Here is a 24,426-nt window from a genome sequence, read left to right on the forward strand (position 1 = left end):
GCAACTTGACCAAGTTACAGTAGATTATAATTGCACGAACTTTACCACAAGCTAATTTAAAAATCAAGCAGCGAGGATGACGGTGCTATTGATGCAAGTGGTAAAAAAAAGAAACAATAGGTGTGATACTAGCGCGATCGCAGTTTACACCAGACTAGTCTGGAAGAAGCGATTAGCAGGGCGCGCCAGACCGAGATTTTCACGCAGCGTTGTACCCTCATACTCTTTGCGGAAAATCCCACGGCGTTGGAGTTCTGGCACAACCTTATCTACGAAATCGTTCAACCCTTCAGGAAGATAAGGGAACATGATGTTGAAACCGTCAGAGCCTTCCTCAAACAGCCACTTTTCCATCTGATCGGCGATGGTTTGGGGTGTACCAACGAAAGCCAGTCCGCCATAACTGCCAACACGTTGCGCCAGTTGTCGAATCGTCAAATTCTCGCGTTGCGCTAAGGCTATTACTCTTTCTCGTGAAGAGTGACCAGCGTTAGTCGGTGGGATTTCTGGCAAGGGGCCGTCTGGATCAAAACCTGAAACGTCGTAGCCAAGCGCACTATTTAAGCTGGAAATTCCACTGTCATAATGTACGAGGCTATCTAAATAAACACGCTTTGCCTGTGCCTCGGCAACGGTTTCCCCCACAACGACTAAAGCACCTGGAAGGATTTTTATACTGTCTGGGTCACGTCCAATTGTCCGTGCCCGTCCCTTAATGTCTGCAAATAAAGCTTTGCCAGCTTCCAGATTACCCGCAGGTGCAAACACAGCCTCGGCGGTTTCGGCAGCTAATTGCCGTCCGGCTTCGGATGCGCCTGCCTGAACGATTACCGGCCAGCCTTGGACAGGTCTGGCGATGTTCAATGGCCCTCGCACCGAGAGATATTTTCCCTGATGATTCAGAACGTGAAGCTTTGCAGGGTCAAAATAAATCCCGGCTTCCACATCTCGAATAAACGCATCGTCAGCAAAGGAATCCCAAAGACCCGTGACAACATCATAAAATTCTCTAGCCCGCCGATAGCGTTCATCATGCTCTATCTCTTCTTCTAATCCAAAGTTGAGCGCTGCATCTGGATTGGCTGTGGTGACGATGTTCCAGCCAGCGCGACCGCCACTAATATGGTCGAGAGACGCGAAGCGGCGAGCGATGTGGTAAGGCTGGTCATAGGTCGTGGAAGCGGTGGCTACTAGCCCAATGTGTTCGGTGACACTGGCGAGGGCAGAAAGCAGGGTAAAAGGTTCAAAGGATGTGACAGTATGGCTGCGCTTGAGTGCGTTGATTGGCATATTCAGCACCGCTAAGTGGTCAGCCATAAAGAATGCGTCAAACTTGCCTTGCTCTAATTTCTGGATGAATCGTTTCAGTGCTGGAAAGTTAAAATTAGCGTCAGGCAAAGCCCCAGGATAGCGCCAAGCGCCTGTATGTATGCTTACCGGGCGCATAAAAGCACCTAGTTTTAATTGCTTCGATTTACTCATTAGCCCTCCGGATCGGGATTTAAAATACAGGTGCGATCGTCCCCTTGAAATAGTTATTGATATAGTCTTTCAATTTGCGATCGACAACCAATTGATTTAATTTTTGGATGTTGGAATCATTTGCTTTCGATTGTACAGTTGCTAAACCCACCGCATAATTTTTGTTAGCTATGCCAATCTCGTCTAACACAATGGGGTTTAGAGATACCTTTGCTTGCACAAGGAAGGATGCAGATATCACAGCTAAATCTAGATCGTCTAAGGCTCTAAAAATAGCGTAATTGTCTAACTCCTTAATTTGTAAATTGATGAAGTCGATGTGTTTCAGGTTAGGGTTTTGGCACTGATTTTGCCTTTTTACCTTTGTTTTCAAGATTATTTTTGATATTTAACTAATAATTGGCATAACACGTACTGAAGAACCTTTTTTAATACCCTCTAGGAAGTTGGGTAATTGATTGTTAACACGTCGGGATGAAACAGTAATGGCTTAATATTTGCAATAATCTCGATAAAGTTTGTGGCTCCTGCCATCTATTTTTGCACCTAGTATTAATATGCTGTAAATCGGTAGACTTATAGTAGTATACGATAAGATTTGCATAGGTGAGGATAAAAAACGCAATTCATCTCAACACTGAACCCGATCGGGTTCAGTGTGAGCCTTCTTGCTGTTTTAGGTAAATTTATATATATCAGGGTTTTCGTGAATTGAATTTATAAGTGGCATTAAAAAAGGAGGCAGTTACTAACCACCTCCTGACAAATTAAAGCTTGGATGGACTGAGAAATGCTTTGACAGCAGCCTAGAAACTTTGCTAGCTGCGGCTCAAAAACATAATCAAGACCACTCCCAGGATAATCGATCCACCGCCAAGGATGAATGACCAGAAGCGATGGTAACTGTTGACGATAGTGCCATTTTCGCTCTGGAGTTGAATTAAATCCATCCAAGGCGCAACACCTCGACGGAACCAACCTACAGCCCCAACTTGTTCGCCTATCAAGCTTTGGACTCGCTTCATCCCAAACAGGAAATTGCCGATAGGGCCAAAGCGTGAGGCGTAATGCAGATAAAGCATTCCGCTACGATCCTGAATTTTTAAATCGGAACCAAATTTATAACCAGCGTCGCCACGACCAATTAGTTGACCTTCAAGTTTTGCAGGTTGTCCACGCAACGGACTGGCATAAGGGTCTGACATCAGGGTGAGAATATCGGTTTTTGGTGCTTGCTTGTAGTCGGGGAACATCACCAAAGCTTTGATGAGAATTCCGATTCCTAAGCCAATTAGTGGCGCACCCAATACTAAACCTGTGTTTTGCGAACTTGACAACAAAATCACAGCCATTACTAAGCCAACGAAGAAACCAATTGTTTCAGCACCGTACAATACAACATCTAAAAAGAAGTTGCCGTAAAGCCTACTTTTATTAAGAGTTTTTCCTTCTCCAATAACTCGCCCCATATCAAACTCAGTCGGTAAACCCAATTGTTCGGCATAGTTGCTCAATGCACGAACTCGTTTCCCTGTCAAGGGATGAGTGGAATTTAACTCCATCCACCAGCCCCAAGGGTTAAACATATCCCACAGAAAGACGCGACCGATTTTTTGCGTATCGGATGCAATGCGGTAGGCGGTTCCTGTGGAAGCGGCGGCTTTATGGTCATATATACCCAAGGCGCGAGTTCCTTCAATTAAACGGCTGGGTTCTTGTGTGCGCGAACCTTCTTCTAAAATTCCATAAGCAATCTTCACCAAAGCGCGGGACAATCCATTGGGATTACCCGTACTTTCGGCTGCAAAGTGGTCAGCAAAATATTCTCGTGTGCGAGAGAGGTACAGCACTAGATAAGTACCGACGACATAAAACACGTAAGCAACTAAGGCAGCAGTTTGCATCGCATCTTTAATTTTGCTATCGCCACCACCACGCCCAAATCTTCTGGCTGTACTGTAAATCAAGTAACAAATTTGTACTAAGGTAGAAGCTACTGTCATCACTGCAAAATCCCAGTGGACGATGTGCCCCAATTCGTGAGCGTAGACGGTAGCAATTTCATCGTCATCGAGGTATGTGAAAAGTCCTTGACTGACGACTAAACGAGCGCTGTTTGGCAATGAGCCATAAGTAAAAGCTGTGGGATTTTGGTCATTAATAATTCCCAAACGCGGCGTTTTCAGCTTTTTCTGCTCGCAGACTTGGCGAATAACTTTAGCTGTCTCTGGACTGAGGGTTTCAACTTCTGCCAACTCTACCCAGCGAGTTTGGTAAAGCCAGCCTTGAGTTAAGTCCATGATGAATGGAGATATGAAAAAGGCGGCGATATTAAAAACTAGGGTAATACCAATTGCGATCGCTAATCCTTGGAGTGGATTATCGCTACCCAAAATAAATACTAAGCTCAAACCTAAAGCCAACACCATGCCAAACAGCAAGGTCATGGTGACACCAGAAGCTAACGCCAAACTACCACCCACTCCCCCCATCGCTAATTTCATCCCAGTCGTAGCAGCGCGACCAGCTTTTCGGCTAACGTTAGATGGTGTTTGGCCCAAGGATTGATTGGCTTGTTCTGCCCAACTGCGAACCTGGGGATTTTCACTCATGATTAACTTTTGACACAAGGCCTTGGCTTTTTCGGTTTCGCCTATGGCTTGATAAGCTTTCATCAGCCACATCTGTGCTGAAAGATAATCTGAGGAATTGTGTTCAGCGCAATCGCGGCAGAATTGTTCGAGTAATTCAGCCGCTTCTTGATAACGTTTTTGGTTTAAGGCATTTAATGCAGATTGCAATGACATAGGATCTCCCTACTAAAGGAGTGGTATTTGATCTATCAATACTCAATAGATCCAGCGATGTCACTGCAATTTCGTAAAAATTTAATTAATAACAGTATAAAATATCTACTTAAGTAAAAGACTAGAGAAACATATATTACTATGTCTCTCTAGCCTGGGGAACGCATAAATCATGTTTAAGACTTTCAAATAAAACCTGTAATAATACTTATAATATTTTTGCTGCGGTAAACTTACTACCTCTTTGTCCGTGTTGATATTTAGAGAATACATGTTTTCAACCCAGCCTTACTTCACCCGATTAGAGTAATTATTGATTACCCAAATGGTTCACCCGATTGGAGGAAGACGAATGATGAACATAACCTGAGATTGATAAGATGAGGAAAAAGTAAAGATTTGTACTATGACTATTTTTGATATTGCTTCTCCCCTAACTGCGATCGCTGGACAAACCCGCCAAGCTGCAAGTAAGCTAGCGATTCTCTCTACTGAGGCAAAAAATCAGGCACTTGTGGCGATCGCAGAAGCTTTAGAATCAGCTAGAGATGAAATTTTACAAGCAAATATTGCTGATTGTAAAGCTGCTAGCGCCGAAGGAATTCCCCAACCACTTTATAAACGCTTGCAGTTGGATGAACATAAATTAAGAGATGCGATCGCTGGAGTACGAGATGTTGGTAAGCTAGCCGATCCAATTGGTAAAGTGCAGATTCACCGCGAACTTGACACTGGCTTAGTTCTGAAGCGTATCACCTGTTCTTTAGGTGTTTTGGGAATTATTTTTGAAGCACGTCCAGAAGCAGCGATTCAAATTGTTTCTTTAGCAATCAAATCTGGAAATGGTGTAATTCTTAAATGTGGAAAGGAAGCAGTACGTTCTTGTGAAGCGATAGTTAAAGCTATTAAACAAGGATTATCGCAAACTGCTGTTAATCCAGATGTGGTACAGTTGCTCACAACTAGAGAAGAAACTCTAGAACTTTTGAAATTAGATAAATATGTAGATTTAATTATTCCTAGAGGTTCTAATTCCTTTGTCAGATTTGTACAGGAAAATACTCGGATTCCGGTACTAGGTCACGCCGACGGAATTTGTCATCTTTATATAGATAAAGCCGCCGATATTTCTAAAGCAGTTCCGATTACCGTCGATGCTAAAGCACAATATCCTGCTGTTTGTAATGCAATTGAAACTTTGCTAGTTCACCAATCAATTGCTACAGAATTTTTACCAAAAGTTGCTAAGGCTTTGGAAGAACGCCATGTAGAATTAAGAGGCGATCGACACACCTTGAAAATTTTACCTAACATCGTACCTGCAACAGAGATAGACTGGGAAACAGAATACAGCGATTTTATTTTATCGATAAAGATTGTAGACTCTATAGAAGATGCGATCGCACATATTAACGAATATGGTTCTCGTCATACCGATGCCATTATCTCTGAAGATCCAGCATCTGTTGAAACTTTCTTTGGACTAGTAAATTCAGCGAATATATTCCACAATTGTTCTACCCGATTTGCTGATGGCTTCCGCTATGGTTTCGGTGCAGAAGTAGGAATTAGTACGCAACAAATGCCTCCCCGCGGCCCCGTTGGTTTAGAAGGATTAGTTACATATAAATATCAAATGACTGGCGATGGTCATATTGTGGCTACTTACACCGGGGCGAATGCTAAAGCTTTTACTCATCAGGATTTAGTGTAAAAGATTCTCCAAATTATGGGCTTTAGTAACGCTAAAAATACACCGGATAAATCGGTGTATTTTTTATATTAATAGTTTATTTAAGTTATCAAAATTTTTAATTGAGACATGGCATCAATCATCATTTAAAAAAACTCATGACTGAACCATTGCTTTTAGATTTTTCAATCGGATTACTACTTTGCATAAGTTTATGCATATTTTACGAATTTACTATAGGACTCATATTTGATTTCTGAAAAAACTCAGTACATCTTAGAAAGCCTTCTTTCCTGTACCCTATTCCCTGACTACGTAGATCGTTTCAAAAATCAAACCGGATTCCTATATTATCTTCTATGTAATGATGCATATTCACTTAACATTTTTAGCCTTTTTTATAAATATATTTATCAATTTTTGGGGAACATTAAGTGAATTACTAATCAATCCTTGGTCGATTGTTGGTTATTTTATTCCTTTTATCGTACAAATTTAATTTGCAGCTATTTGCGTCATTCTCAGAGCTAATTTAAACAAAGTTACAGTTCTCCAGGATGTAATTATAGTTTGTGTTACTCCTGCTGCAATTGTATCTTTAGCATTTGTTTTTCCCAATTTACAAAAATTAGTCTCATCAGCAGCTAAGTTCAATGTTTATAACGGCTTTAATATTTTGGGGTTGATTAGTAATACATTTATTTTAATATTGGGTGGCTTACTTGGATTTTATATACAGAATATGATGCGGTAATCGAATCAATGAGTCTCACTATAAATAGACTAGATAAATCGGTATATATTTTATGTTAATAGTTTATCTGAGTTGTCAAAAGTTTTAATTGAGCCATGCCATCGATCATCATTTAATAAAACCTCGTTAAAAGCTCCATTAGTGTATTGACTAATTACCTTGCTCCAAAAGGCTTGTGCACCTAAGTTAAAAGCAGTCTGCCGTACCTCCCAATTGCCAGGAAACTGGTCAAAAATTTGAGTAGCTACCTGTTCACCAATACCCTGACTTCGATATTTCTTGAGGATAAAGAACTCAGCAATAGACATAGCATTGTTATTTTGATAAAGATAGGTGTGCTGATTAATAAGTATAAACCCTGCCAGTTTCTCGTCAACTTCAACTAGAAATGGATGTCGCTCAGGTTCTGTCCAATAGTAATCAAGATATTGATAACCAAACAAGCCGCAGCTATCTACATCTTTAGCTTCTATCTCACTCAGGTCATACTGGTATAGTTCCATTAAATTACACAGCACTGACTTCTGTTGTTGAGTAGCTTTTACCACTTCGATTTTCATAAAGCATCTACGATACTGAAACTAAAACATAATGAGCGCCAACGATTTGAACAATATCTCACATGCTAATTGGGAAGCATTGAAATCGATGTCAGATGACGATGTTGATTATTCTGAATATTCCATTATTAAACGATGAGTTTTTCGAGAAGGCAATGTTGAGATTGCCAGCAACTGAAGCACAGAACTTAATTCAGATTGATCCAGATATGATAGCTTGGTTTCAATTCCAGGGTGTCGAACACAAAACACTTATCAATTCTCTCTTACGTCAACATATCAAATCTTTGAGACGAAGCGATCGCTTCAAGAATCTTGACTCGAAACGGTTAGTTCTAGAGTTAACATTAACCTATCAGGCCAGTTACAAAAAAATAGATTTGGCATGAGTAGCAAAATATCCAAGGTCGGTATTATTGGTGCGGGTAATGTGGGTGCAAATGTAGCAAATGCTTTAGTGCTACTCGGTAAATGTGTAACAGTCGTCCTTTTTGACCGAACTTTATCAAAAGCTGAGGGGCAAGCATGGGATATTGAAGATACCATTCCTTTACTTAAAGACATGGAAATTATAGCGTCAAATCAGTATGAAGATTTAGCTGATTCTGATGTGATTGTCGTGACTGTTGGGGTGCGGCAAAAAGAAGGACAAAGCCGATTAGATATATTGAACGATAATGCAGAGATTGTGCGTTCGACGATGAAAGAATTGGATCGAGTTGCACCGAATTCAATCGTACTTATCGTTAGCAATCCAGTGGATGTACTAACACGGATTGCGATCGCCAGTTCCACTAGAGCAGAAAACCTAATTTTGGGTTCGGGAACCGTTCTTGATACTGCTAGACTAAGATATCAACTTGGTAAGCGACTGAACGTTAGTAAACAAGACGTTCATGTTTATGTGATTGGAGAGCATGGAGACAGTGAATTTGTCGTTTGGTCTAGTGCATTTATTGGGGGAATTTTGTTAGCTGAATTTCCTATACCACAAAGAGCAACGCTGGAACAAATTCAGCAAGAGTACGCAGAGTTAACCCGTAAACGAGGTTATAACATTTCTAAACGTAAAGGAAATACTAGCTATGGCATATCAATAGTAGTTTGTCAGTTAGTTGATACCATCCTGCGAGATGAAAAGCAGATATTTCCAGTATCGGCCAGAGCAGATTTTAACTATGGAGTTGGCAATGAAGTTGTTCTTGGACTTCCATGTATCATTAGCGCCCAAGGTATTGAGCGCCAACTGGTGTTACCAAGAAATACTCATGAACAACGTTTATTAGAAGAGTCAGCCGCCAAACTGAATGAAGCCTACAATTCTTTGGATAATTAAAATCAACTCAAATAGTCTGTTTAAAAACGCCCTTTTTTGAATGTCAAACTAAGGCTTTAAGTAAAGCTTGAAGTTTAAGTTGCACCTCTGCAAACTCTTTGTGAGGATCGGAGCCAGCCACGATACCAGCACCAGCATACAATCTCACGCGATCGCTAGATTTAAAATTTATGTAACAGCAAAATCAGTATACTTTCTTACTTCAGTAGGTTGAAAGGCTAGAACGATACGATCTCTAGGAATGCCGACACTGACGAATTCGTTAGCAATACCATCTTCAGTACCATCTCTTTGAATCCAAATTTTATCGTTGATAATATCAACGTGGACAAGGCACCCATGTACTCGTTGTTTGTTTTCCCAGCCAAGTGTGAGTAGTAGGTAATGGTTTGCATTTTCATCAATAATTAGCTGTCTTTCTAGTTCTCCATGAGCGTAAGGAAGTTGGGCATATTCAGTTAATATTTTTTCAATTATTTGGCGATAATTATCTAAGGTATCCATTTTAGAATCACCTCTAGTTCTGAATCGAAGACGAGTAAACAAAGACGCTGATTTTCTATCAATATCTTACCAATTGGTTCTTGAAATAATTCTAAGTATGTTTGTTGACGAATAGCAAGATACAAGCGGCGGTCTGGTTATAAGCGACTGAGAATATCGTAGTATAAAATATATTGTCCCAGAGCCTTTTCTAAATCGGTTACTGGAGAAGCACCGATAAAGCTTTTAACTTCTACTGCTATTTTCTGTCCGCTTTTCTCTGCTGCTATTAGCTTTTGGGCACCTAAATCAATATATAAATCTCTTGCACCCCATCTTAAGATAAATGGATCGTTGGTAATATGCCAACTCTCTTTTTCAAGAGCGTTTCTAACAGAATTGTGGTAAATATCTTTAGCTGGCATACAAGATTAGTAATTAACTTTAAACTAATGCTTTCAGTAATGCCTGAAGCTTAAGCTGCACCTCTGCAAACTCCTTGTCAGGATCGGAGCCAGCCACAATACCAGCACCAGCATACAATCTGGCGCGATCGCCATCAATCAATGCTGAACGAATTCCCACAATAAACTCACAGTTACCCTGAGAATCTATCCAACCCAGAGGTGCAGCATATAAACCTCTCTCGAAGCTTTCATAACGACGAATTTCGGCACAAGCTACATCTTGTGCTGCACCTGCAACGGCTGGCGTAGGATGCAATTGTCCGACAATCTTCAATGGGTGTATGTCAGCGGGAACCATAGCACTGATTGGTGTCCATAAATGCTGGATATTCGATAATTGTCGCAATCGGGGTGCTAATATTTGCGGTAATAAGCCTAGTTGGCATAGTCGTTGTGTAATGAAATTAAGCACTAGGGAATGTTCATGCTTTTCTTTTTCACTATTTAGTAAGCGATTAGCATTAGCTGCATCTTCAGCAGGGGTTTTACCTCGTGGTGCAGAACCAGCTAAAGCATCAGTGATTAACTGTTGATTATTAATACTAATTAATCTTTCTGGACTTGCACCAATAAAATTTTGTCCTTTGCCATTACTTGTAGAAAAAATATAACAATTAGGATGGTTTTGTCTAAGATTATTTAATGATTTAACTAAGCTAAAGTTGTTGCTTGATTTTACATCTAATATATCTGCTAATACAATTTTGCTTAAATGACTAGACTGAATTTTTTCTAAAGCAGATACTACTGAACGTTTAAATTGGGCAGCATTTGTGAGAGATTTTTTATATAAGTTTCTAGAAAAATAATCAATATTAGTAGAGTAATTTTCTAAAGTTTGGATAAATTCAATTTTATTTTGAATTTTCTCCAACAATCTTTCAATATTTACATTTGGATTGATAATTATATTTGTTACTAATATGCAACGCTGATTTTTGACAGCTACTTGCCAACGTGGAAGAAAAATGGTAGCAGATGGAAATGGATAATCTACTTGGGCATTTTTATCAAAAAAGCTGAAATAACAAAAAAAGTGAGGCCCAGAAAAAGGTTGGTTTGCGTTACCAAAATTAATTATATTTTTTAGACAAGATTTGATAAAATATTCTGCTTGATTAAAACGGTCTGAGCCATCAATCTGTAATTTTGCTACAGCATCAATTGCTGCGATCGCTTCTCCTTTACCTCTGTCCTCAAAGTAAAAATTTATTTCATTTGCTTGTGTAAGTTTATCTAATACAAGTAAAGGGTCAACTAAATCAATTTCTTGGGAAACACTGACAATTTGTCTGCAATTATTTTTGACGCACTTTTCTTGCACTGCTACCAGAAATTGATATAAATCTTTGTGCTTTACAAAGAAGTTGCTACGACATGGTAAAACTGTCATGGATTTAACGATAGTAAATTTTTTTTAAGTTAACTTCCTAAAGTGTAATTAATCGTGGTCGTATTTTTACAGGTAACATATTAAGTTGCTATTTCACCAGCGTAGGGTTTGCCTTATTTGTGGTGTTCTCAGACTATGATAAGACAGTTTCAGCCTGAGACTGCAACGTGAGGGTGAGTATTAACAACACCAGGTTAACAAGCCATAGTAAAAGTGACAGTTGTTTGTATATCACCCATATCTAGCGTCTCTTTAAACCATAAAATCTCAAGTGTGAGTAATATTCCGGTAATTTAATTAATCACAACTGATGACTACCAAGCAAATTTTATATCCCAACACTAAGTTATGGATGGCAGCGATTAAACCGCCAATGTATAGCGTTGCCATTATGCCCATTTGGGTGGGAACAGCAGTAGCATTTGCCGAAACTAAAACTTTCAATACTGTAGTATTTTCTACTTTTGTAGCTGCGGCAATCTTAATTCTTGCCTGGGAAAATATCAGTAATGATGTGTTTGATTCCGAAACAGGTATTGATCAAAATAAGCACCATTCTCTGGTGAACTTAACAGGCAATAAGCCATTAATATTTTGGATAGGAAATTTGTGTTTAGGTTTGGGATTGCTGGGCATACTAGCGATCGCCTTTTGGCAACATGACCTAACTGTTATCGGCATTATTTTACTATGCTGTGGTTTAGGCTATACGTACCAAGGGCCTCCCTTTCGCTTAGGATATCAGGGTTTAGGCGAGATTATTTGCTTTTTTGCCTTTGGCCCCTTAGCAGTGGAGGCAGCATATTACAGCCAAACGCAAACTTGGTCAATGACAAGTTTAGCAGCCTCAGTGATTGTCGGGATTGCCACAACCTTAATTTTGTTTTGCTCGCACTTTCACCAAGTTAAGGATGACATAGCCGCAGGCAAGCGATCGCCTATCGTCCGTCTAGGAACAGCAAAAGGGGCCAAACTCCTAGTTTGGTTCACTGCTAGCATTTATCCTCTCACCTTGCTATTTGTGCTATTGGGGATTTTTCCAGTTTGGACATTACTAAGTTGGGTAAGTTTACCCTTTGCCTTCAAATTATGCCGCCATGTCCAAGAAAATCACAATCAGCCGGACAAAGTTAGTAACTGTAAATTCATTGCCGTAGCCGTGCATTTCTGGGCTTGCTTGCTGCTTGGACTGGGATTTATACTTTAGCAATTACTAATTGATGCGTTATCAATTTAAATTTCGTCCATATCAGCGAAGATTTTTGCGATCGCTTACCACTAATCATGGTAAGTGGGATATTCGTGAAGGTATTATTCTTCGCCTTACTGATGAATCAGGTAAAGTCGGGTGGGGAGAAATCGCCCCTATTAGTTGGTTTGGTTCCGAAACCCTAGAACAAGCCTTAGATTTTTGTCGCCAACTCCCAGAAAGAATCACAGACGAGATAATTTTCTCCATCCGAGATGAGTTACCTGCTTGTCAATTTGGCTTTGAGTCAGCCTGCGAGTGGGGAAGTGAATTCTTTTCCATACCCAATACGCAATCTTTTAGTGGCTTATTACCATCTGGGAAAGCGGCTTTAAATCAATTGGAAACTCTATGGCAGCAAGGATATCGCACATTTAAGTGGAAAATTGGTGTGGATGCGATCGCTGATGAACTAGAAATTTTTGAGTCACTGATACAAACCTTACCAGCCTTTACCAAACTGCGATTAGATGCCAACGGTGGACTCAGCTATGAGGAAGCTAAATTATGGCTGTGGACTTGCGACAATTTCAAGGCAAATTCAGAACTACCCCTAGAAATTGAATTTATCGAACAACCCCTACCTGTTGAGCAATTTCAGGGGATGTTGGAATTGAGTACGAGTTATGAAACTGCGATCGCAATAGATGAATCTGTTGCCACACTTGGACAACTCGCCACCTGTCATCAGCAAGGTTGGCGAGGAATTTTTGTCATCAAGCCTGGGATCGTTGGATCGCCATCTCGTCTAAGAAAATTTTGCCACCAATATCAAATTGATACTGTATTTTCATCAGTATTTGAAACTGCGATCGGTAGACTTGCAGCACTCCAACTAGCGGCGGAATTATCCCAAAACAACAGAGCGATTGGTTTTGGCATCGACCATTTTTTTGAACAAGAAGAAACCTGGCTTCAAAGTTTATGGAACGACCTTTAAACTGTCTTAATAAGCTAGCTCAAAATGATTGGCTAATCGGTTATGATAGCCATCAATTTAATCAAATAGCTCAAGAATTATATTTAGAATTAACACATATTTCAGAATGTGGAACACCACCAAAAATAATATTAGCTGAACGCGAACCATTACGATTTTTAGCAAGCTTTATTGCTGCTTGTGCAGCTAATTGTCCAGTTTTCCTTTGTAACCCCGACTGGGGAACACAAGAATGGCAACAAGTCTTTGATTTAGTACAGCCAGACATCATTTGGGGAGAACTACTCCACTCTCCCACTCCTCTAATCCCAAATACAGACACGATTAATTGCGTCTCTCACTCAGCACTCAGCACTCAGCACTCAGCACTGATTATGATTCCCACAGGTGGTTCATCGGGGCAAATTAAATTTGCCATCCATACTTGGGAAACTCTCATAGCATCTATACAAGGATTTACAGAATACTTTCAACTAAAGCAAGTCAATTCTTTTTGCATGTTACCCCTGTATCACGTGAGCGGTTTAATGCAATTTATGCGCTCCTTCACTACTGGAGGTAAACTAGCTATTCTACCCTTCAAAGCAGTAGAAACAGGAGAAATGTTCAATATTAAACAATCAGAATTTTTCATATCTTTAGTACCAACACAGTTACAACGTATTCTAGAAAATCCAGAATTAACTGAATGGTTATCCCAATTTAATACTGTACTTTTGGGAGGTGCGCCAGCATGGAACGAACTACTAGAAAAAGCCAGATTTCATCGCATCCGGTTAGCACCTACCTATGGCATGACAGAAACCGCCTCTCAAATTGCTACCCTCAAACCAGATGATTTTCTAGGCGGTAAAATAAGCAGTGGTCAAATTCTTCCCCATGCAAAAGTAACTATTCGCAATCAGCAAGGCAAAATTTTAAATTACAATCAAATCGGAAATATCACAATTTATGCTAAATCTTTAGCCCGTGGTTACTATCCGATAACCAGAGAAAATCAAACTGATTTCCAAGTAGATGATTTAGGTTTTTTAGACGAACAAGGACATTTAAATATAGTCGGACGTAACAGCGACAAAATTATTACAGGTGGCGAAAATATTTATCCAGCAGAAATTGAATCAGCTATACAATCAACTCAAATGGTTGCTGATATTTGTGTCATCGGCATCCCAGATAAACAGTGGGGACAAGCCTTAACAGCAATTTACATTCCCAAAAAATCAGATACCTCTGCCTTAAAAATTCAAACCCTACTCAAAAACAAACTCAGCAAATTTAAAATCCCAAAATATTGGATTCCTCAGCAAAACTTACCCCGTAACTCGCAAGGTAAAATTAACCGCCAACAATTACAACAAATAGCCACAGAATTCCTCCAAAATCCCATCACATAATCTCTCTCGACCTTCTTCTCTCTGCGCCCTCTGCGTCTCTGCGGTTCGTCTCCAACCACTGAACTATCTCATCAGGTAATTCCTGTTTACTTCGATTACTGGCATCAATACAAACATGGCGAGTAATAGCCTTAGCAACTATCACTTCACCCACTGTTACTTCATAAGTAATTTCAAACTTATCAACACCTATCTTTTGGGGAATTAAACTAATCAGTAACTTGTCCCCACCAAACATAGGGCGCAAAAAATCGACACTAGCATGAACAATGGGAAAAGCTACAGAAGGATTAGTAAAAAAATCTTTGAGATTAATACTTGATGCTTCTAAAGATTCTTCATAAGCTTCATGGCAAATACCCAAAACATTAGCAAAATAAACTACCCCAGCAGCATCAGTATCTTGAAAACGAACCGTGCGGTTATAAGTAAAAGGCATTTTTGACAATTGAATATTAAAAAAACAGCAGGATTATTGCCTACTCTACAAACTAATTTTATTGCAACTAAGTAAATCGGTGAGAAAAATTCTATTCTCCCAATTCTGAGTTTGTATCAAGATGTTTAGTCTTATCTAATGCTTTGGGGTGAGGAAAAGCGATCGCTTTTACATTGACTCCAACGGCGGAACCTCAAAGTCATTAAACGAGCAAACATTGTAAGACGAAGCGGCTAGGGCTTTCACCAGCTTACCGTCGAGAGTCAGCAAAGTAGCACCTACCTGCTGTGAAAGCGCAACATAAGAGGCATCGTAGGCAGAAGTTCCATAACTCAAGCTTATAGTAACTGCATCTGCCATCAAATCGGCTGTTGAAACAACACGCAACGGAAAAGCTTTCAGAGTAGCTAAATCTGTCTGAACCTCAGCAGCAGTGTACATTCTTGCACGGACATACTTCCAGAACGTGTTAGCACACTCAATGTAAAAAAGGTCTGGAACAAAAATTTCTGTCTGTGGATTGGCGAGATGACCGAAGAGTTGATTAACTTTGGCAGTTAGTGGGTCAGCAATAAAATACTTGATGCACACACTGGTATCTACCACGCATCTAAGAGGACTGCTCATCTATTGCGGTCTTCTCGAATTAGTTCAGTACTATCAGGTAATCCAAAGTCTGCTGGATTCAAGCGGCGACGGCGACTAATTTCCTCTAGGAGTTTTGGGACATTTTTTCGCCTTTCCTCTTCCGTTGGCTGTGTTTTTGCCTGCAAAGCGTTCTGCAATATTGTAATAACTTGAGCATCAATTGAGTTATTTTCAGCTTTAGCTAAGTGTTGTAGTTGTTCGTATAACTCATCAGGTATATTGAGCGCATGAATGGTAGCCATTGATTGACCTCTCAAAAGAATTTATTGGTAATGGTAGCACGATGGCAGTAGGGGGAGAGGTTAGGGAGCGATCGCTACTTATGAATGTAGTATATACAGACTAAATGAGTATAAAGATTATCGTCTTAAAACTGGGAATTATAAGTACAAGTATTTCATTAATAAAGTAAATATGGTTTTACCTTTGATTCTCGGTGCTGCCGCTTTAGGAGCAGGCTTATTTGGAGCTAAAAAAGGAGTAGATGCTGCCTCGGCTCACTCAAAAGCCAAGAACCTACAGCGTGAGGCACAGGAAGTTTATAAGCGTGCAGAACTGAAATTAAACTCTTCACGACAAGTAACAACTGAGACTCTAGAGCATTTGGGGCAACTCAAGCTGGAAGTATGGGATGAGCAGCTAGGTCGTTTTGTCAAGCTTTATGAGCAACTAAAAAACGTTGAGCTAACAGGACAAGCAAATACAAGTGAGTTTAATGCAGCTAATTTTACTAGAGATGAATTAGCTCAAATGAAAGATATCGCATTAAAAGCTCATGAAGTGGTACTAGGAGGAGCTAGTGCAATCGGAGCAGGAGCATTGGCAGGAATTGCCAGTTATGGAGGGGCTGTAATGTTTGCCTCAGCCTCAACAGGGACTGCGATTAGTACGCTTGCAGGTGCTGCCGCCACTAATGCTACTCTGGCATGGTTTGGCGGAGGTTCACTTGTTGCCGGTGGATGGGGCATGGCAGGAGGTATGTTTGTCCTCGGTGGAATTGTAGCTGGGCCAATCTTTGCTGTTGGTGGTATGTTAATGGCAGCAAAGGCAACTGAAAATTTAGCGAAGGCTCGCAGCTATAAGGCAGAAGCAGATAAGGTGGCAAAAGAAATGGAAAAAGCTATTAGTGTTTTAGATGCCATCAACAAAGTAGCCAAAAAATTTGATGAAGTCATCATGCGACTTTCAACAGCTATGACAGCCGAACTAAATGGTCTGGAAAGTATAATTATTGACTCAGGTACGAACTACGCTAAATATAACCAGTTGCAAAAACGTCAAGTTCATCTGCTAGTTCAGTTTGCTCAAGTCCTAAAGCTTTTATTAGAAACTCCACTACTCACCAAAGATGGTGCTTTGGATGAAAGCTCCACTAAAGCTTTAAAGCAAGGACAGTCATTTTTAGATGAATCCTAATTTGTCAATAATTGCTCAAAAGTCAGAATTTGTAGTGTCTATTACTCCTAACTTACCTAAAGCTTTCTAGTTGGGAGTTTTCTTTTTTCGGCCTAGCGTTTTTTAGTAAAAGCTGGAATTTATGGATGTCAAAAATGAATAAAAAAGTCCAACGTCAAGAAGTACTTTATTCTGCAACATCTTTTGTATCTGGTGTTCACGGTGCTGTAGAAGCTCAACAAAATGCAGCAGCAACCGATGCCATACAGCAGGGGATGGATTTGTTCAGAATTGCTGCTGAAAAACTGGGAGCAGTTGACCCTAAGATTTCACAAGGTAATCTATTTGAATATATAGAAGCTGCTAAATTCAATGCAGATGCTGCTTTAAACAATTCCCCACTCAAGGCAGTTGTAACAGCTGCTGAGGGTAAACCTCACGCTGTTGCTGATATTTTGATTAAGAAGGGTAATCTCGTTATTGAGGAAGTTCAAGCTAAGTCTATGGACAAAGCTAGTCACCTAACTCATGCTGTCAGCAATCAAAAGTATCAGGGAATGCAGAAACTAGTACCTGATGGTAATGCTGAAAAAGTAAAGCAACTAGCTGAAAAACGTTCACAATTAGGAACTTTCAAAGCAGAGGAATATGCAGATACAGCTAAAAATACTACGGATAGACTTAAAGCTGGGAAAATCCAATCCGATGGTACATCTTATAAGGAAAATCTTTGGGCTGCTGAAAATCCTGATATCTACGCAGCTATCACCGAAGCAAAGTATGTTGCTAAGGAAGCAGCCGTTACAGGAGCTAATGCAGCAGTTGCAGGATTCATAGTTGGTGGAGTAATTTCAGCAGTGAAAAACAGCATAACTGTTTTTAAAGGGGAAAATACTGTTGAAGACGCAATTGTTTCCACTGTTAAAGATGCAGGTAAATCTGGTGTGCGTAGTGGTACTACAGGTATAGGAGGTACGCTAATAAGGTATGGAGCTACTAAGCTAGGTGTTAAAGCATTAGCCAAATCTAATGTTGCAGTTACGGTTGCTGCTGGTGTTATTGATGTTGGTGCTTCAGTCTACAGTTTTGCAAAAGGAGAAATTACAACTCAGGAGTTAATAGAAAGAGTTGGTCAGACTGGAACCTGCACTACATATAGTCTGTATGCAGGCACAGCAGCAGGAGCTATTTTTGGCCCTGTTGGTGCAATAGTAGGAAGTATAGCAGGGTATCTTATTGCTGCGAGTATCTATCAATCTGCTGCCACTATTTTCAAACAGGCTCATCTGGCAGAGGAAGAAGCTGAACAAGTAGAGGCTATCTGCGAAGCAGCTTGTAAAGTTATGGCAGAACAACAAGCAGAATTTGAGCATCTTTTTGAAGCAAACTTTCAGGCTCGTTGTGTAGAATTTGATGCTTGCTTTGCTGCAATAGATGCGGGATTAACCTCTAATAAGCCAGAGTTAACAACTCTAGCTCTTGCAAACTTTGCCGAACTTTTTGGCAAAAAACTACAATTTGAAAACTTTCAAGAGTTTGATGACTTTATGATTAATTCAGATCAACCTCTAATTCTTTAAATTTTTACTTTATCTAAAAACGGAGAGGGGGAGATTCGAACTCCCGGAGGTTTTAGCCTCATCCGATTTCAAGTCGGACGCAATCGACCACTCTGCCACCTCTCCAGTAAATCTGTCAAACTTGTGCTTATCCTAGTTTCAAACGCTATTTAGGCGCTTTTGTTGGTTAGCACTAAACTTGACAGATCATACTATACCCTATTATCTACGCAGATTGCACTACTGGATGCGAATGTCTACGACACAATACGCGATCGCTCGTACAAAATTTCCCCTTTAGCCACCTGAAAGTCATTCCCCACCCAAACTAAGGAAACTTGCGAAACCACACCCGCCTCTAGGGTGACAATGGAAAAATTACGCAACTTCTCGCCGTCATTTTCCACAATCCTGGGGACACTAGCCGCATTTAAGTAAATTGTCCCCTCTGGACTTCTAAAGATGGGCTTGCGCTGCACCTTCTTGGTATGGCGTAAATCTCGGTGCATGTGACCAAATGTCACCAGAGGAATGGTTTTACCAGCAGTCAAGGCTTGAGAAATCGCCTCGCCCAAATCTGGATCGCCAAAATCGCCGCCAATTGGGTGCCAGTCTTTGCCGCAGGGGTCTTCGGGGCGATCGCCTAACCCACTAGGCCCATTGTGACCCAAAAATATAATTGTCTCGTAAGCGGCACTTTTAACAGCTTTGAAGATGCGATCGGCGGATTCTTCCAAACTCGTCACACCGTAACGTTCTTTACAGATTTCCGCGAATTTCCACTCTGGGCCACCCCAAGTAAAGGGACGACCCCCCACTACAGTTAAATTCCAAGCGGGAAAATCCAGCTTACCGTAACCGACATGGGACGAACCTAATAAATCGAGTTGTTCCTGTACCCAGTCTTCCTTAGAGCGGTCATAAGGAGCCTTTTTACGTCCCCATTCGGTGGCGGTGAACCAGGCATCGTGGTTGCCCATCACGGCTGCTTTGGGAATATCAAGAGAAGCGATCGCTCTGACCACTTCCACGGATTCATTGCCAAAATCCCCGACAAACAGCACTAAGTCAACACCCAAATGCTTGAGTGCAACGCCATCTTCCACTTCCCATTGGTCGTGAATATCTCCAACTACAGCAATTTTGAGGTTTATCGATTGAGTTTTCTGACTGGTCATGCCACTTTCCTTGCCGTCTATCTCCAGGATATGAAACTCAGCCCGATTTGGACACAACCCCAAAATATCAACCGTCCACTATTTTTGGTAAAAACTACTATAATTGAATCCACAGGACATACATTTGCAACATAAAGCACCCCTAAACTGTGTTTACTACTGCACTAGCTCAACGAGAAAACACCCAACTGGGTGTACCACTAGATTTGTTTGCCGCGATTCAGAGTCTCAAAAAAGAACTCAACGCTGTTATTCTGGCGCATTATTATCAAGAGCCAGATATTCAGGATATTGCAGACTTTATTGGGGATTCATTACAACTGGCAAGAGCCGCCGAAAAAACTAATGCGGATGTAATTGTTTTTGCTGGTGTTCACTTCATGGCAGAAACAGCAAAGATCCTTAATCCCGATAAATTAGTACTTTTACCAGATTTGGATGCTGGTTGTTCTTTAGCCGACAGTTGTCCAGCAGACGAATTCGCAGCTTTTAAAGCAGCGCATCCAAATCATCTGGTGGTGTCTTACATCAACTGCTCTGCTGATATCAAGGCGATGAGCGATATTATTTGTACTAGCTCCAACGCTGTGAAAATTGTGCAGCAGATACCGAAGGAACAGCCGATTATTTTTGCCCCAGATCGGAATTTGGGGCGGTATGTCATGGAACAGACCAGACGAGATTTGGTGCTATGGCAAGGTAGCTGTGTTGTCCATGAAACCTTCTCGGAAAAGAAAATTGTTCAGTTAAAAATTGCCCATCCCGAAGCAGAGGCGATCGCACACCCAGAATGTGAAAGTAGTGTATTGCGCCACGCCAGCTTTATTGGCTCCACAGCCGCTTTACTCAAGTATTGTCAAAACAGCCCCACCAAAGAATTTATCGTGGCGACAGAGCCGGGAATCATTCACCAAATGCAAAAATTAGCTCCTGACAAGCATTTTATTCCTGCACCGCCGATGAATAATTGCGCTTGTAACGAATGTCCGTTTATGCGGTTAAACACCTTAGAAAAGCTCTACTGGGCAATGAAAAATCGTACTCCCGAAATTACCATGTCAGAGGATATTCGCCTTGCTGCACTGCGACCAATGCAACGAATGCTGGAGATGAGCGTGTAACCAGTATTTTTTTTATACAAATGGTAGAGACGCAGTTTTGTTGCGATCTCTACCCGCAAGTTATTTTTTCTAATTACTTGCAATTTGTCAAACATGATGCTAAGATTTTAAATCGTGAGACAAATCGGGTCGGTGTCCGAGTGGTTAATGGAGACGGACTGTAAATCCGTTGGCTAGCGCCTACGCTGGTTCAAATCCAGCCCGGCCCACCACTTACGAAGTTATAAGTTATAATGACTGGGTTAAGAGCAAAGCTCCCAGCATTGTAACTTACAACTTAAAAACCAAAGTTACATTTTGCCCGTGTGGCTCAGTGGTAGAGCACACCCTTGGTAAGGGTGAGGTCACGAGTTCAATCCTCGTCACGGGCTTTTTCCAGAGATACTTAGCAGTCCTAAACTGACTTAATCTGCCTTAAAACTGCCTTAAGCATAGGACAGTCTAAGGGCTGTTAGCTATAACTATCGCAAATCTTAAACTCAGTGTTCTCATCCCCCGTACTTGGTTAAGTTATAGGCAACCTGCGATCGCTTGAGTTCCTTAAGCGCCGAAGTAACTTTTTGGTAGTCAGGGTCTAAATCAGAAAGACTAGCCCTGAACTGAATCAGGCTAGCCTCTAGAGTTTCATATTGTGTTTGGATGGTCAGGGGGGTATCATTATGATTGATGCCGCATATTCTAACCTTGTGATTTATTAGTCACTGTCATACTAATAACCCAATGTTCCCTAGTATCGTCAGTAGGCTCCCAGGTTAACCCTTCAGGATCTCTCTCAGCAGTCCACTTAGGTATCTTAGCAGCCTTGATGCCATGTAAAGTGGTTGGTAACTCTCTACGTATGTTGGCTCTCCCCTCATCAGTATTAGCAGTGGATAAAGAGACGTGTTTGGGAGCTAATCTTTCCACTAAAGCGTCTTTGGAAAGTCTCAAGGGTTCCTGCGTAATCTGAGAACCTAATAGGGACTCTGAAGTATCACACACACTTTGGTATACCTCTTGTGTCTGAATAGGTTCTGATTGGTTTACCACTTGTAAATAATCCTCAGCCTCTCTAACCAAATCAGATAAATCCCAGTGCCATTTGGTTGTTTGCCAGCCATTAGCCAGTGCCAGGGCGATCGCTGGCTGCTGCATTTTAGCTAACCTATCCTGGTACTCGCCTAAAGCTCCATTAAGGGTAGTAACAGGCTGATATTTAAACTTGTTATCCGTTTTAGCCTCATGCCAGATTTCATCAGGATACTCAGCGGCCACCTCTAGCCACTTCTTAGATCCGTTAGCGGACTTCTGGATAATAGCAACTACCCGATCGTCAGGGAATACATACCACTTCCTATTTTTGATGGTTTCCTCTATGGCTGATTTGAGTTCCCACTGAGGCGGTAGCTTGTCCCCTAACCTAAACACACACACACTTTGGTATACCTCATTGCCTGTAAAGACTTTTACCGATTTTTCTACCGTAGTCTGGTATACCTGTTTTAGTGCCTTAAATGCCTCTGCCTGAGTCCTGTACGCCCTGGACACTTCTTTGAACCACTCCCAATCTTCAGGATCAACCTTAACTGATAAAACTTTCTGTGACATTGGTATACCTTTATGGTGTAGTAAACCTCTATAATCCCTGCTAGCTATACGGGTATACTGTTTGTGTGTGTTATCTGAATGAACTGCCTATTGCCTGCCTCATTAGTCCAGAATAGAAAAACCCCTTGGGGAAACTCCCTAACCACAAAGTTAACTGGTGTCATGGCTATCCGGTATACTTCTAAGTCAAGTATACTATTAAAACTCTTACTATGACAAGAGGTATACCAAAGTGTGTGTTATGATAAAATCTCATAAATAATCTGGGGAGTTCCAGTGTGACATATGTGCTACTCACTTACCCGCTATTTATTTACTAGCTGCTTTGGTCGCTTCATGGATGGGTAAGTAACACCTTGGCTTTCTATCTGTGACCTCATTTGAGTCATTAGCGCTTTCTCAGCCATCAGAAGGACTACACCCGCCCTAACCAGGGCACTAATCGGTGTGCCTGTCTTCTCAGCCTCATCCTCTAACCATTTATACGTTTCCAGGTCAAACCTGATACCTGCCTGTTTTAGTTTAGCCATAAGTAACCCCCTACTTTACTAACTAAACAGTCAACTCAGAGTTGACTAAATCCCTTCAAATGGAGGGATATGTTAGATGGCTAAGGTAATCCGTGGGGGTAAAATCCATACCTGGAATCCTCATAAACATCCAAGGGGTAATAAAGGACGTTTTGCTGAAACTCCTGATGCACCCAAGGCAGCTACAGGTAGGCGCTCAAGTACCACTAGAGGTAAACAAGGAGCCAAGGAAAAAGGCTTAAGTTTTGAGCGATCGCAGAATGCTAAACCTTTGACCCGTGCTGAGGTGATTAAGCAGGCTATGGCTCTTAAGGCTGCCAAGAATGCAGCCAACGTCTATCAGGCTCGGTTAGAACTTTATCAAGGGCTAAACCAGGATCAGCGTAGACGGTTACAAGAGGTACTTAAGGCTAAGAAGGAAGCTAAGGAGGTAGGGAAGCCTCTAAATGAGCGATCGCAGGCCACCCCGGCTACTGGGAAGTATTTAGCGGCTAATCCTGACCACTTGAGCACCAAAGGAGACAGATTAACCATCTGGGGTGGTAAGCCAGAGCTAGCCAAAGCTCAAGGTGGGTTTAAGACCCGGAAAGTTAAGGATTTTGAGTACTCAGTGGAAGTAGATGGTAAACAGGTAGTTCTCAACCGGAACACCAATATGCATGAGTATCTTGGGGATAGGATTTATGGTGTTCCATCGTTATCGCCCCGACTGGCTTCTATGACCCCAGTGCAACTAGCTGACGGGTTAGCAAAGTATATGACCAAAGTAGAGACTAAAGATAGCTCTGTACCCGACTGGCTCCCTACGTATCATGGCAGGGTAGACAAGACCCTAACTCCTAAAGGTTATGGCAAGATGCAGCAACACCACGTCCATCAGTGGGCTAAAGTACCTTTAGATACCGTTGTTAAAGATTATGAGTCGGGTAAAATAACCCTAGATGAGGCTAAGGCACGGACACAGGCTATCCTGAGTAGGGAAACAAAAAAGACTAAATCAGGTAGAACGGTTGAGGATTGGGTATTAAACCCTGCGGATAAGGATCAGAGATCATTTGTCGTGCTACCTGGGGGGCTACACGACATAAGTAATAAAAAGATGTACCTAACTAATCACCCTAAGGGTATTGACGTAGACGCTAGCGAGTTCAAGTTAAGGAGCTATAGATTACCTGAGTTTGGTGATTCCGGTAGACGTTGGCATTCTGATACCTTTCGACCGGGATCGTGGATTGAAATATACCGTAGGGAATCCTACGTGATTTTGGGTGAACTAAACCGTAGGGTAGCTAAGGGAGAAGTAACCCATCAGGAAGCCCAAAAGCTATTCAGGGAAGGGTTAGACAAGGTAGACAAGGCTAATCAATACAGGTTACAATATAGTAAGCAGCAAGGGAGTCAAGGTTAA

General features: G+C 41.2%; 22 protein-coding genes, 3 tRNA genes and 2 pseudogenes. 12 read left to right on the forward strand and 15 right to left on the reverse strand.

Annotated elements, in window-relative coordinates:
- Window positions 1-144: 144 nt before the first annotated feature.
- From RMY64_RS10505 to RMY64_RS10515, 3 genes are all read right to left on the reverse strand, one after another.
- On the reverse strand, window positions 145-1,482 hold the full coding sequence (locus RMY64_RS10505; RefSeq protein ID WP_322699986.1) for an LLM class flavin-dependent oxidoreductase: 1,338 nt from the start codon (window positions 1,480-1,482) through the stop codon (window positions 145-147).
- 19 nt (window positions 1,483-1,501) lie between these two features.
- Entirely contained in the window at window positions 1,502-1,855 is a 354-nt protein-coding gene (locus RMY64_RS10510) for a MetQ/NlpA family ABC transporter substrate-binding protein (RefSeq protein WP_322684678.1), read from the reverse strand.
- 445 nt (window positions 1,856-2,300) lie between these two features.
- Window positions 2,301-4,289 (reverse strand): zinc metalloprotease HtpX, encoded by a 1,989-nt coding sequence (locus tag RMY64_RS10515; protein ID WP_322699987.1) that lies wholly within the window; start codon window positions 4,287-4,289, stop codon window positions 2,301-2,303.
- A 406-nt stretch (window positions 4,290-4,695) separates the two neighbouring features.
- Here RMY64_RS10515 and RMY64_RS10520 point away from each other — a divergent pair, with 406 nt between their 5' ends.
- The gene (locus RMY64_RS10520) at window positions 4,696-6,003 is read left to right on the forward strand and encodes a glutamate-5-semialdehyde dehydrogenase (protein WP_322699988.1); all 1,308 of its coding nucleotides are present in this window, start codon (window positions 4,696-4,698) and stop codon (window positions 6,001-6,003) included.
- A gap of 783 nt (window positions 6,004-6,786) precedes the next feature.
- Here the strand turns inward: RMY64_RS10520 and RMY64_RS10525 are convergent.
- Window positions 6,787-7,296: a GNAT family N-acetyltransferase gene (locus tag RMY64_RS10525; protein WP_322699989.1), complete on the reverse strand. Its 510-nt coding sequence runs from the start codon at window positions 7,294-7,296 to the stop codon at window positions 6,787-6,789.
- Between the two features lie 95 nt (window positions 7,297-7,391).
- Here RMY64_RS10525 and RMY64_RS10530 point away from each other — a divergent pair, with 95 nt between their 5' ends.
- Window positions 7,392-7,685, forward strand: coding sequence for a hypothetical protein (locus RMY64_RS10530; RefSeq protein ID WP_322669636.1), 294 nt, complete (start codon window positions 7,392-7,394; stop codon window positions 7,683-7,685).
- Window positions 7,682-8,632 carry an L-lactate dehydrogenase gene (locus RMY64_RS10535; RefSeq protein ID WP_322699990.1) on the forward strand — a complete coding sequence of 317 codons (951 nt, stop codon included), beginning with the start codon at window positions 7,682-7,684 and terminating at the stop codon, window positions 8,630-8,632. The genes RMY64_RS10530 and RMY64_RS10535 overlap by 4 nt, the downstream gene beginning before the upstream one ends.
- A gap of 43 nt (window positions 8,633-8,675) precedes the next feature.
- On the opposite strand, the pseudogene RMY64_RS10540 reads toward RMY64_RS10535, so the two are convergent.
- The 4 genes and pseudogenes from RMY64_RS10540 to RMY64_RS10555 all read right to left on the reverse strand — a co-directional run.
- A pseudogene (locus tag RMY64_RS10540) lies at window positions 8,676-8,786 on the reverse strand (chorismate-binding protein); the annotation flags it as partial.
- 14 nt (window positions 8,787-8,800) lie between these two features.
- On the reverse strand, window positions 8,801-9,136 hold the full coding sequence (locus RMY64_RS10545) for a XisI protein (RefSeq protein ID WP_322684672.1): 336 nt from the start codon (window positions 9,134-9,136) through the stop codon (window positions 8,801-8,803).
- A pseudogene (locus RMY64_RS10550) lies at window positions 9,124-9,540 on the reverse strand (element excision factor XisH family protein). Before RMY64_RS10550 ends, RMY64_RS10545 begins: the two are co-directional and overlap by 13 nt.
- A 19-nt stretch (window positions 9,541-9,559) precedes the next feature.
- Window positions 9,560-10,975 carry an isochorismate synthase MenF gene (locus RMY64_RS10555; protein WP_322699992.1) on the reverse strand — a complete coding sequence of 472 codons (1,416 nt, stop codon included), beginning with the start codon at window positions 10,973-10,975 and terminating at the stop codon, window positions 9,560-9,562.
- Window positions 10,976-11,285: 310 nt separating this feature from the next.
- Between RMY64_RS10555 and menA the strand changes: the two genes are divergently transcribed.
- The 3 genes from menA to RMY64_RS10570 are packed head-to-tail and all read left to right on the forward strand — an operon-like array spanning window position 11,286 to window position 14,561.
- Window positions 11,286-12,182, forward strand: coding sequence for a 2-carboxy-1,4-naphthoquinone phytyltransferase (gene menA / locus RMY64_RS10560; protein WP_322699993.1), 897 nt, complete (start codon window positions 11,286-11,288; stop codon window positions 12,180-12,182).
- A 13-nt stretch (window positions 12,183-12,195) separates the two neighbouring features.
- Window positions 12,196-13,164 carry an o-succinylbenzoate synthase gene (locus RMY64_RS10565; RefSeq protein ID WP_322699994.1) on the forward strand — a complete coding sequence of 323 codons (969 nt, stop codon included), beginning with the start codon at window positions 12,196-12,198 and terminating at the stop codon, window positions 13,162-13,164.
- Window positions 13,149-14,561: a 2-succinylbenzoate--CoA ligase gene (locus RMY64_RS10570; protein WP_322699995.1), complete on the forward strand. Its 1,413-nt coding sequence runs from the start codon at window positions 13,149-13,151 to the stop codon at window positions 14,559-14,561. Before RMY64_RS10565 ends, RMY64_RS10570 begins: the two co-directional genes overlap by 16 nt.
- Here RMY64_RS10570 and RMY64_RS10575 read toward each other — a convergent pair.
- The 3 genes from RMY64_RS10575 to RMY64_RS10585 form a co-directional block, all read right to left on the reverse strand.
- Window positions 14,554-15,000, reverse strand: a complete 447-nt coding sequence (locus tag RMY64_RS10575) for a thioesterase family protein (protein ID WP_322699996.1) — start codon at window positions 14,998-15,000, stop codon at window positions 14,554-14,556. The genes RMY64_RS10570 and RMY64_RS10575 overlap by 8 nt on opposite strands.
- A 168-nt stretch (window positions 15,001-15,168) precedes the next feature.
- On the reverse strand, window positions 15,169-15,627 hold the full coding sequence (locus RMY64_RS10580) for a type II toxin-antitoxin system VapC family toxin (protein ID WP_322668307.1): 459 nt from the start codon (window positions 15,625-15,627) through the stop codon (window positions 15,169-15,171).
- Window positions 15,624-15,890: a hypothetical protein gene (locus RMY64_RS10585; RefSeq protein ID WP_322668308.1), complete on the reverse strand. Its 267-nt coding sequence runs from the start codon at window positions 15,888-15,890 to the stop codon at window positions 15,624-15,626. The genes RMY64_RS10580 and RMY64_RS10585 overlap by 4 nt, the downstream gene beginning before the upstream one ends.
- A gap of 172 nt (window positions 15,891-16,062) precedes the next feature.
- Between RMY64_RS10585 and RMY64_RS10590 the strand changes: the two genes are divergently transcribed.
- Entirely contained in the window at window positions 16,063-17,064 is a 1,002-nt protein-coding gene (locus RMY64_RS10590) for a hypothetical protein (protein WP_322699997.1), read from the forward strand.
- Window positions 17,065-17,198: 134 nt separating this feature from the next.
- Complete coding sequence (locus tag RMY64_RS10595) at window positions 17,199-18,623, forward strand: hypothetical protein (protein ID WP_322699998.1); 1,425 nt, start codon at window positions 17,199-17,201, stop codon at window positions 18,621-18,623.
- A 20-nt stretch (window positions 18,624-18,643) separates the two neighbouring features.
- On the opposite strand, the gene RMY64_RS10600 is transcribed toward RMY64_RS10595, so the two are convergent.
- Both RMY64_RS10600 and RMY64_RS10605 read right to left on the reverse strand, forming a co-directional pair.
- Window positions 18,644-18,728: transfer RNA gene (locus tag RMY64_RS10600), tRNA-Ser, on the reverse strand.
- Between the two features lie 131 nt (window positions 18,729-18,859).
- Window positions 18,860-19,780, reverse strand: coding sequence for a TIGR04168 family protein (locus RMY64_RS10605; RefSeq protein ID WP_322699999.1), 921 nt, complete (start codon window positions 19,778-19,780; stop codon window positions 18,860-18,862).
- Between the two features lie 149 nt (window positions 19,781-19,929).
- Between RMY64_RS10605 and nadA the strand changes: the two genes are divergently transcribed.
- The 3 genes from nadA to RMY64_RS10620 all read left to right on the forward strand — a co-directional run bounded on the left by nadA (window position 19,930) and on the right by RMY64_RS10620 (window position 21,272).
- Window positions 19,930-20,901: a quinolinate synthase NadA gene (gene nadA / locus RMY64_RS10610; RefSeq protein ID WP_322700000.1), complete on the forward strand. Its 972-nt coding sequence runs from the start codon at window positions 19,930-19,932 to the stop codon at window positions 20,899-20,901.
- Window positions 20,902-21,027: 126 nt separating this feature from the next.
- Window positions 21,028-21,113, forward strand: a tRNA-Tyr gene (locus RMY64_RS10615).
- Window positions 21,114-21,200: 87 nt separating this feature from the next.
- Window positions 21,201-21,272 (forward strand) — tRNA-Thr (locus RMY64_RS10620).
- A 307-nt stretch (window positions 21,273-21,579) separates the two neighbouring features.
- Here the strand turns inward: RMY64_RS10620 and RMY64_RS10625 are convergent.
- Both RMY64_RS10625 and RMY64_RS10630 read right to left on the reverse strand, forming a co-directional pair.
- Entirely contained in the window at window positions 21,580-22,488 is a 909-nt protein-coding gene (locus RMY64_RS10625; RefSeq protein ID WP_322700001.1) for a hypothetical protein, read from the reverse strand.
- Window positions 22,489-22,793: 305 nt separating this feature from the next.
- On the reverse strand, window positions 22,794-23,018 hold the full coding sequence (locus RMY64_RS10630; RefSeq protein ID WP_322700002.1) for a hypothetical protein: 225 nt from the start codon (window positions 23,016-23,018) through the stop codon (window positions 22,794-22,796).
- Window positions 23,019-23,094: 76 nt separating this feature from the next.
- On the opposite strand from RMY64_RS10630, the gene RMY64_RS10635 reads away from it, so the two are divergent.
- Window positions 23,095-24,426, forward strand: coding sequence for a hypothetical protein (locus tag RMY64_RS10635; protein WP_322700003.1), 1,332 nt, complete (start codon window positions 23,095-23,097; stop codon window positions 24,424-24,426).

It is taken from the genome of Nostoc sp. DedQUE08, assembly GCF_034530895.1.
GTDB lineage: Bacteria > Cyanobacteriota > Cyanobacteriia > Cyanobacteriales > Nostocaceae > Nostoc.

Bases quoted from the DNA above. Each gene is read 5' to 3' on its own strand.
- RMY64_RS10505 (WP_322699986.1), bottom strand. From the start codon at position 1,482: ATGAGTAAATCGAAGCAATTAAAACTAGGTGCTTTTATGCGCCCGGTA.
- RMY64_RS10515 (WP_322699987.1), bottom strand. From the start codon at position 4,289: ATGTCATTGCAATCTGCATTAAATGCCTTAAACCAAAAACGTTATCAA.
- RMY64_RS10520 (WP_322699988.1), top strand. From the start codon at position 4,696: ATGACTATTTTTGATATTGCTTCTCCCCTAACTGCGATCGCTGGACAA.
- RMY64_RS10525 (WP_322699989.1), bottom strand. From the start codon at position 7,296: ATGAAAATCGAAGTGGTAAAAGCTACTCAACAACAGAAGTCAGTGCTG.
- RMY64_RS10530 (WP_322669636.1), top strand. From the start codon at position 7,392: ATGACGATGTTGATTATTCTGAATATTCCATTATTAAACGATGAGTTT.
- RMY64_RS10535 (WP_322699990.1), top strand. From the start codon at position 7,682: ATGAGTAGCAAAATATCCAAGGTCGGTATTATTGGTGCGGGTAATGTG.
- RMY64_RS10545 (WP_322684672.1), bottom strand. From the start codon at position 9,136: ATGGATACCTTAGATAATTATCGCCAAATAATTGAAAAAATATTAACT.
- RMY64_RS10555 (WP_322699992.1), bottom strand. From the start codon at position 10,975: ATGACAGTTTTACCATGTCGTAGCAACTTCTTTGTAAAGCACAAAGAT.
- menA (WP_322699993.1), top strand. From the start codon at position 11,286: ATGACTACCAAGCAAATTTTATATCCCAACACTAAGTTATGGATGGCA.
- RMY64_RS10565 (WP_322699994.1), top strand. From the start codon at position 12,196: ATGCGTTATCAATTTAAATTTCGTCCATATCAGCGAAGATTTTTGCGA.
- RMY64_RS10570 (WP_322699995.1), top strand. From the start codon at position 13,149: ATGGAACGACCTTTAAACTGTCTTAATAAGCTAGCTCAAAATGATTGG.
- RMY64_RS10575 (WP_322699996.1), bottom strand. From the start codon at position 15,000: ATGCCTTTTACTTATAACCGCACGGTTCGTTTTCAAGATACTGATGCT.
- RMY64_RS10580 (WP_322668307.1), bottom strand. From the start codon at position 15,627: ATGAGCAGTCCTCTTAGATGCGTGGTAGATACCAGTGTGTGCATCAAG.
- RMY64_RS10585 (WP_322668308.1), bottom strand. From the start codon at position 15,890: ATGGCTACCATTCATGCGCTCAATATACCTGATGAGTTATACGAACAA.
- RMY64_RS10590 (WP_322699997.1), top strand. From the start codon at position 16,063: ATGGTTTTACCTTTGATTCTCGGTGCTGCCGCTTTAGGAGCAGGCTTA.
- RMY64_RS10595 (WP_322699998.1), top strand. From the start codon at position 17,199: ATGAATAAAAAAGTCCAACGTCAAGAAGTACTTTATTCTGCAACATCT.
- RMY64_RS10605 (WP_322699999.1), bottom strand. From the start codon at position 19,780: ATGACCAGTCAGAAAACTCAATCGATAAACCTCAAAATTGCTGTAGTT.
- RMY64_RS10625 (WP_322700001.1), bottom strand. From the start codon at position 22,488: ATGTCACAGAAAGTTTTATCAGTTAAGGTTGATCCTGAAGATTGGGAG.
- RMY64_RS10630 (WP_322700002.1), bottom strand. From the start codon at position 23,018: ATGGCTAAACTAAAACAGGCAGGTATCAGGTTTGACCTGGAAACGTAT.
- RMY64_RS10635 (WP_322700003.1), top strand. From the start codon at position 23,095: ATGGCTAAGGTAATCCGTGGGGGTAAAATCCATACCTGGAATCCTCAT.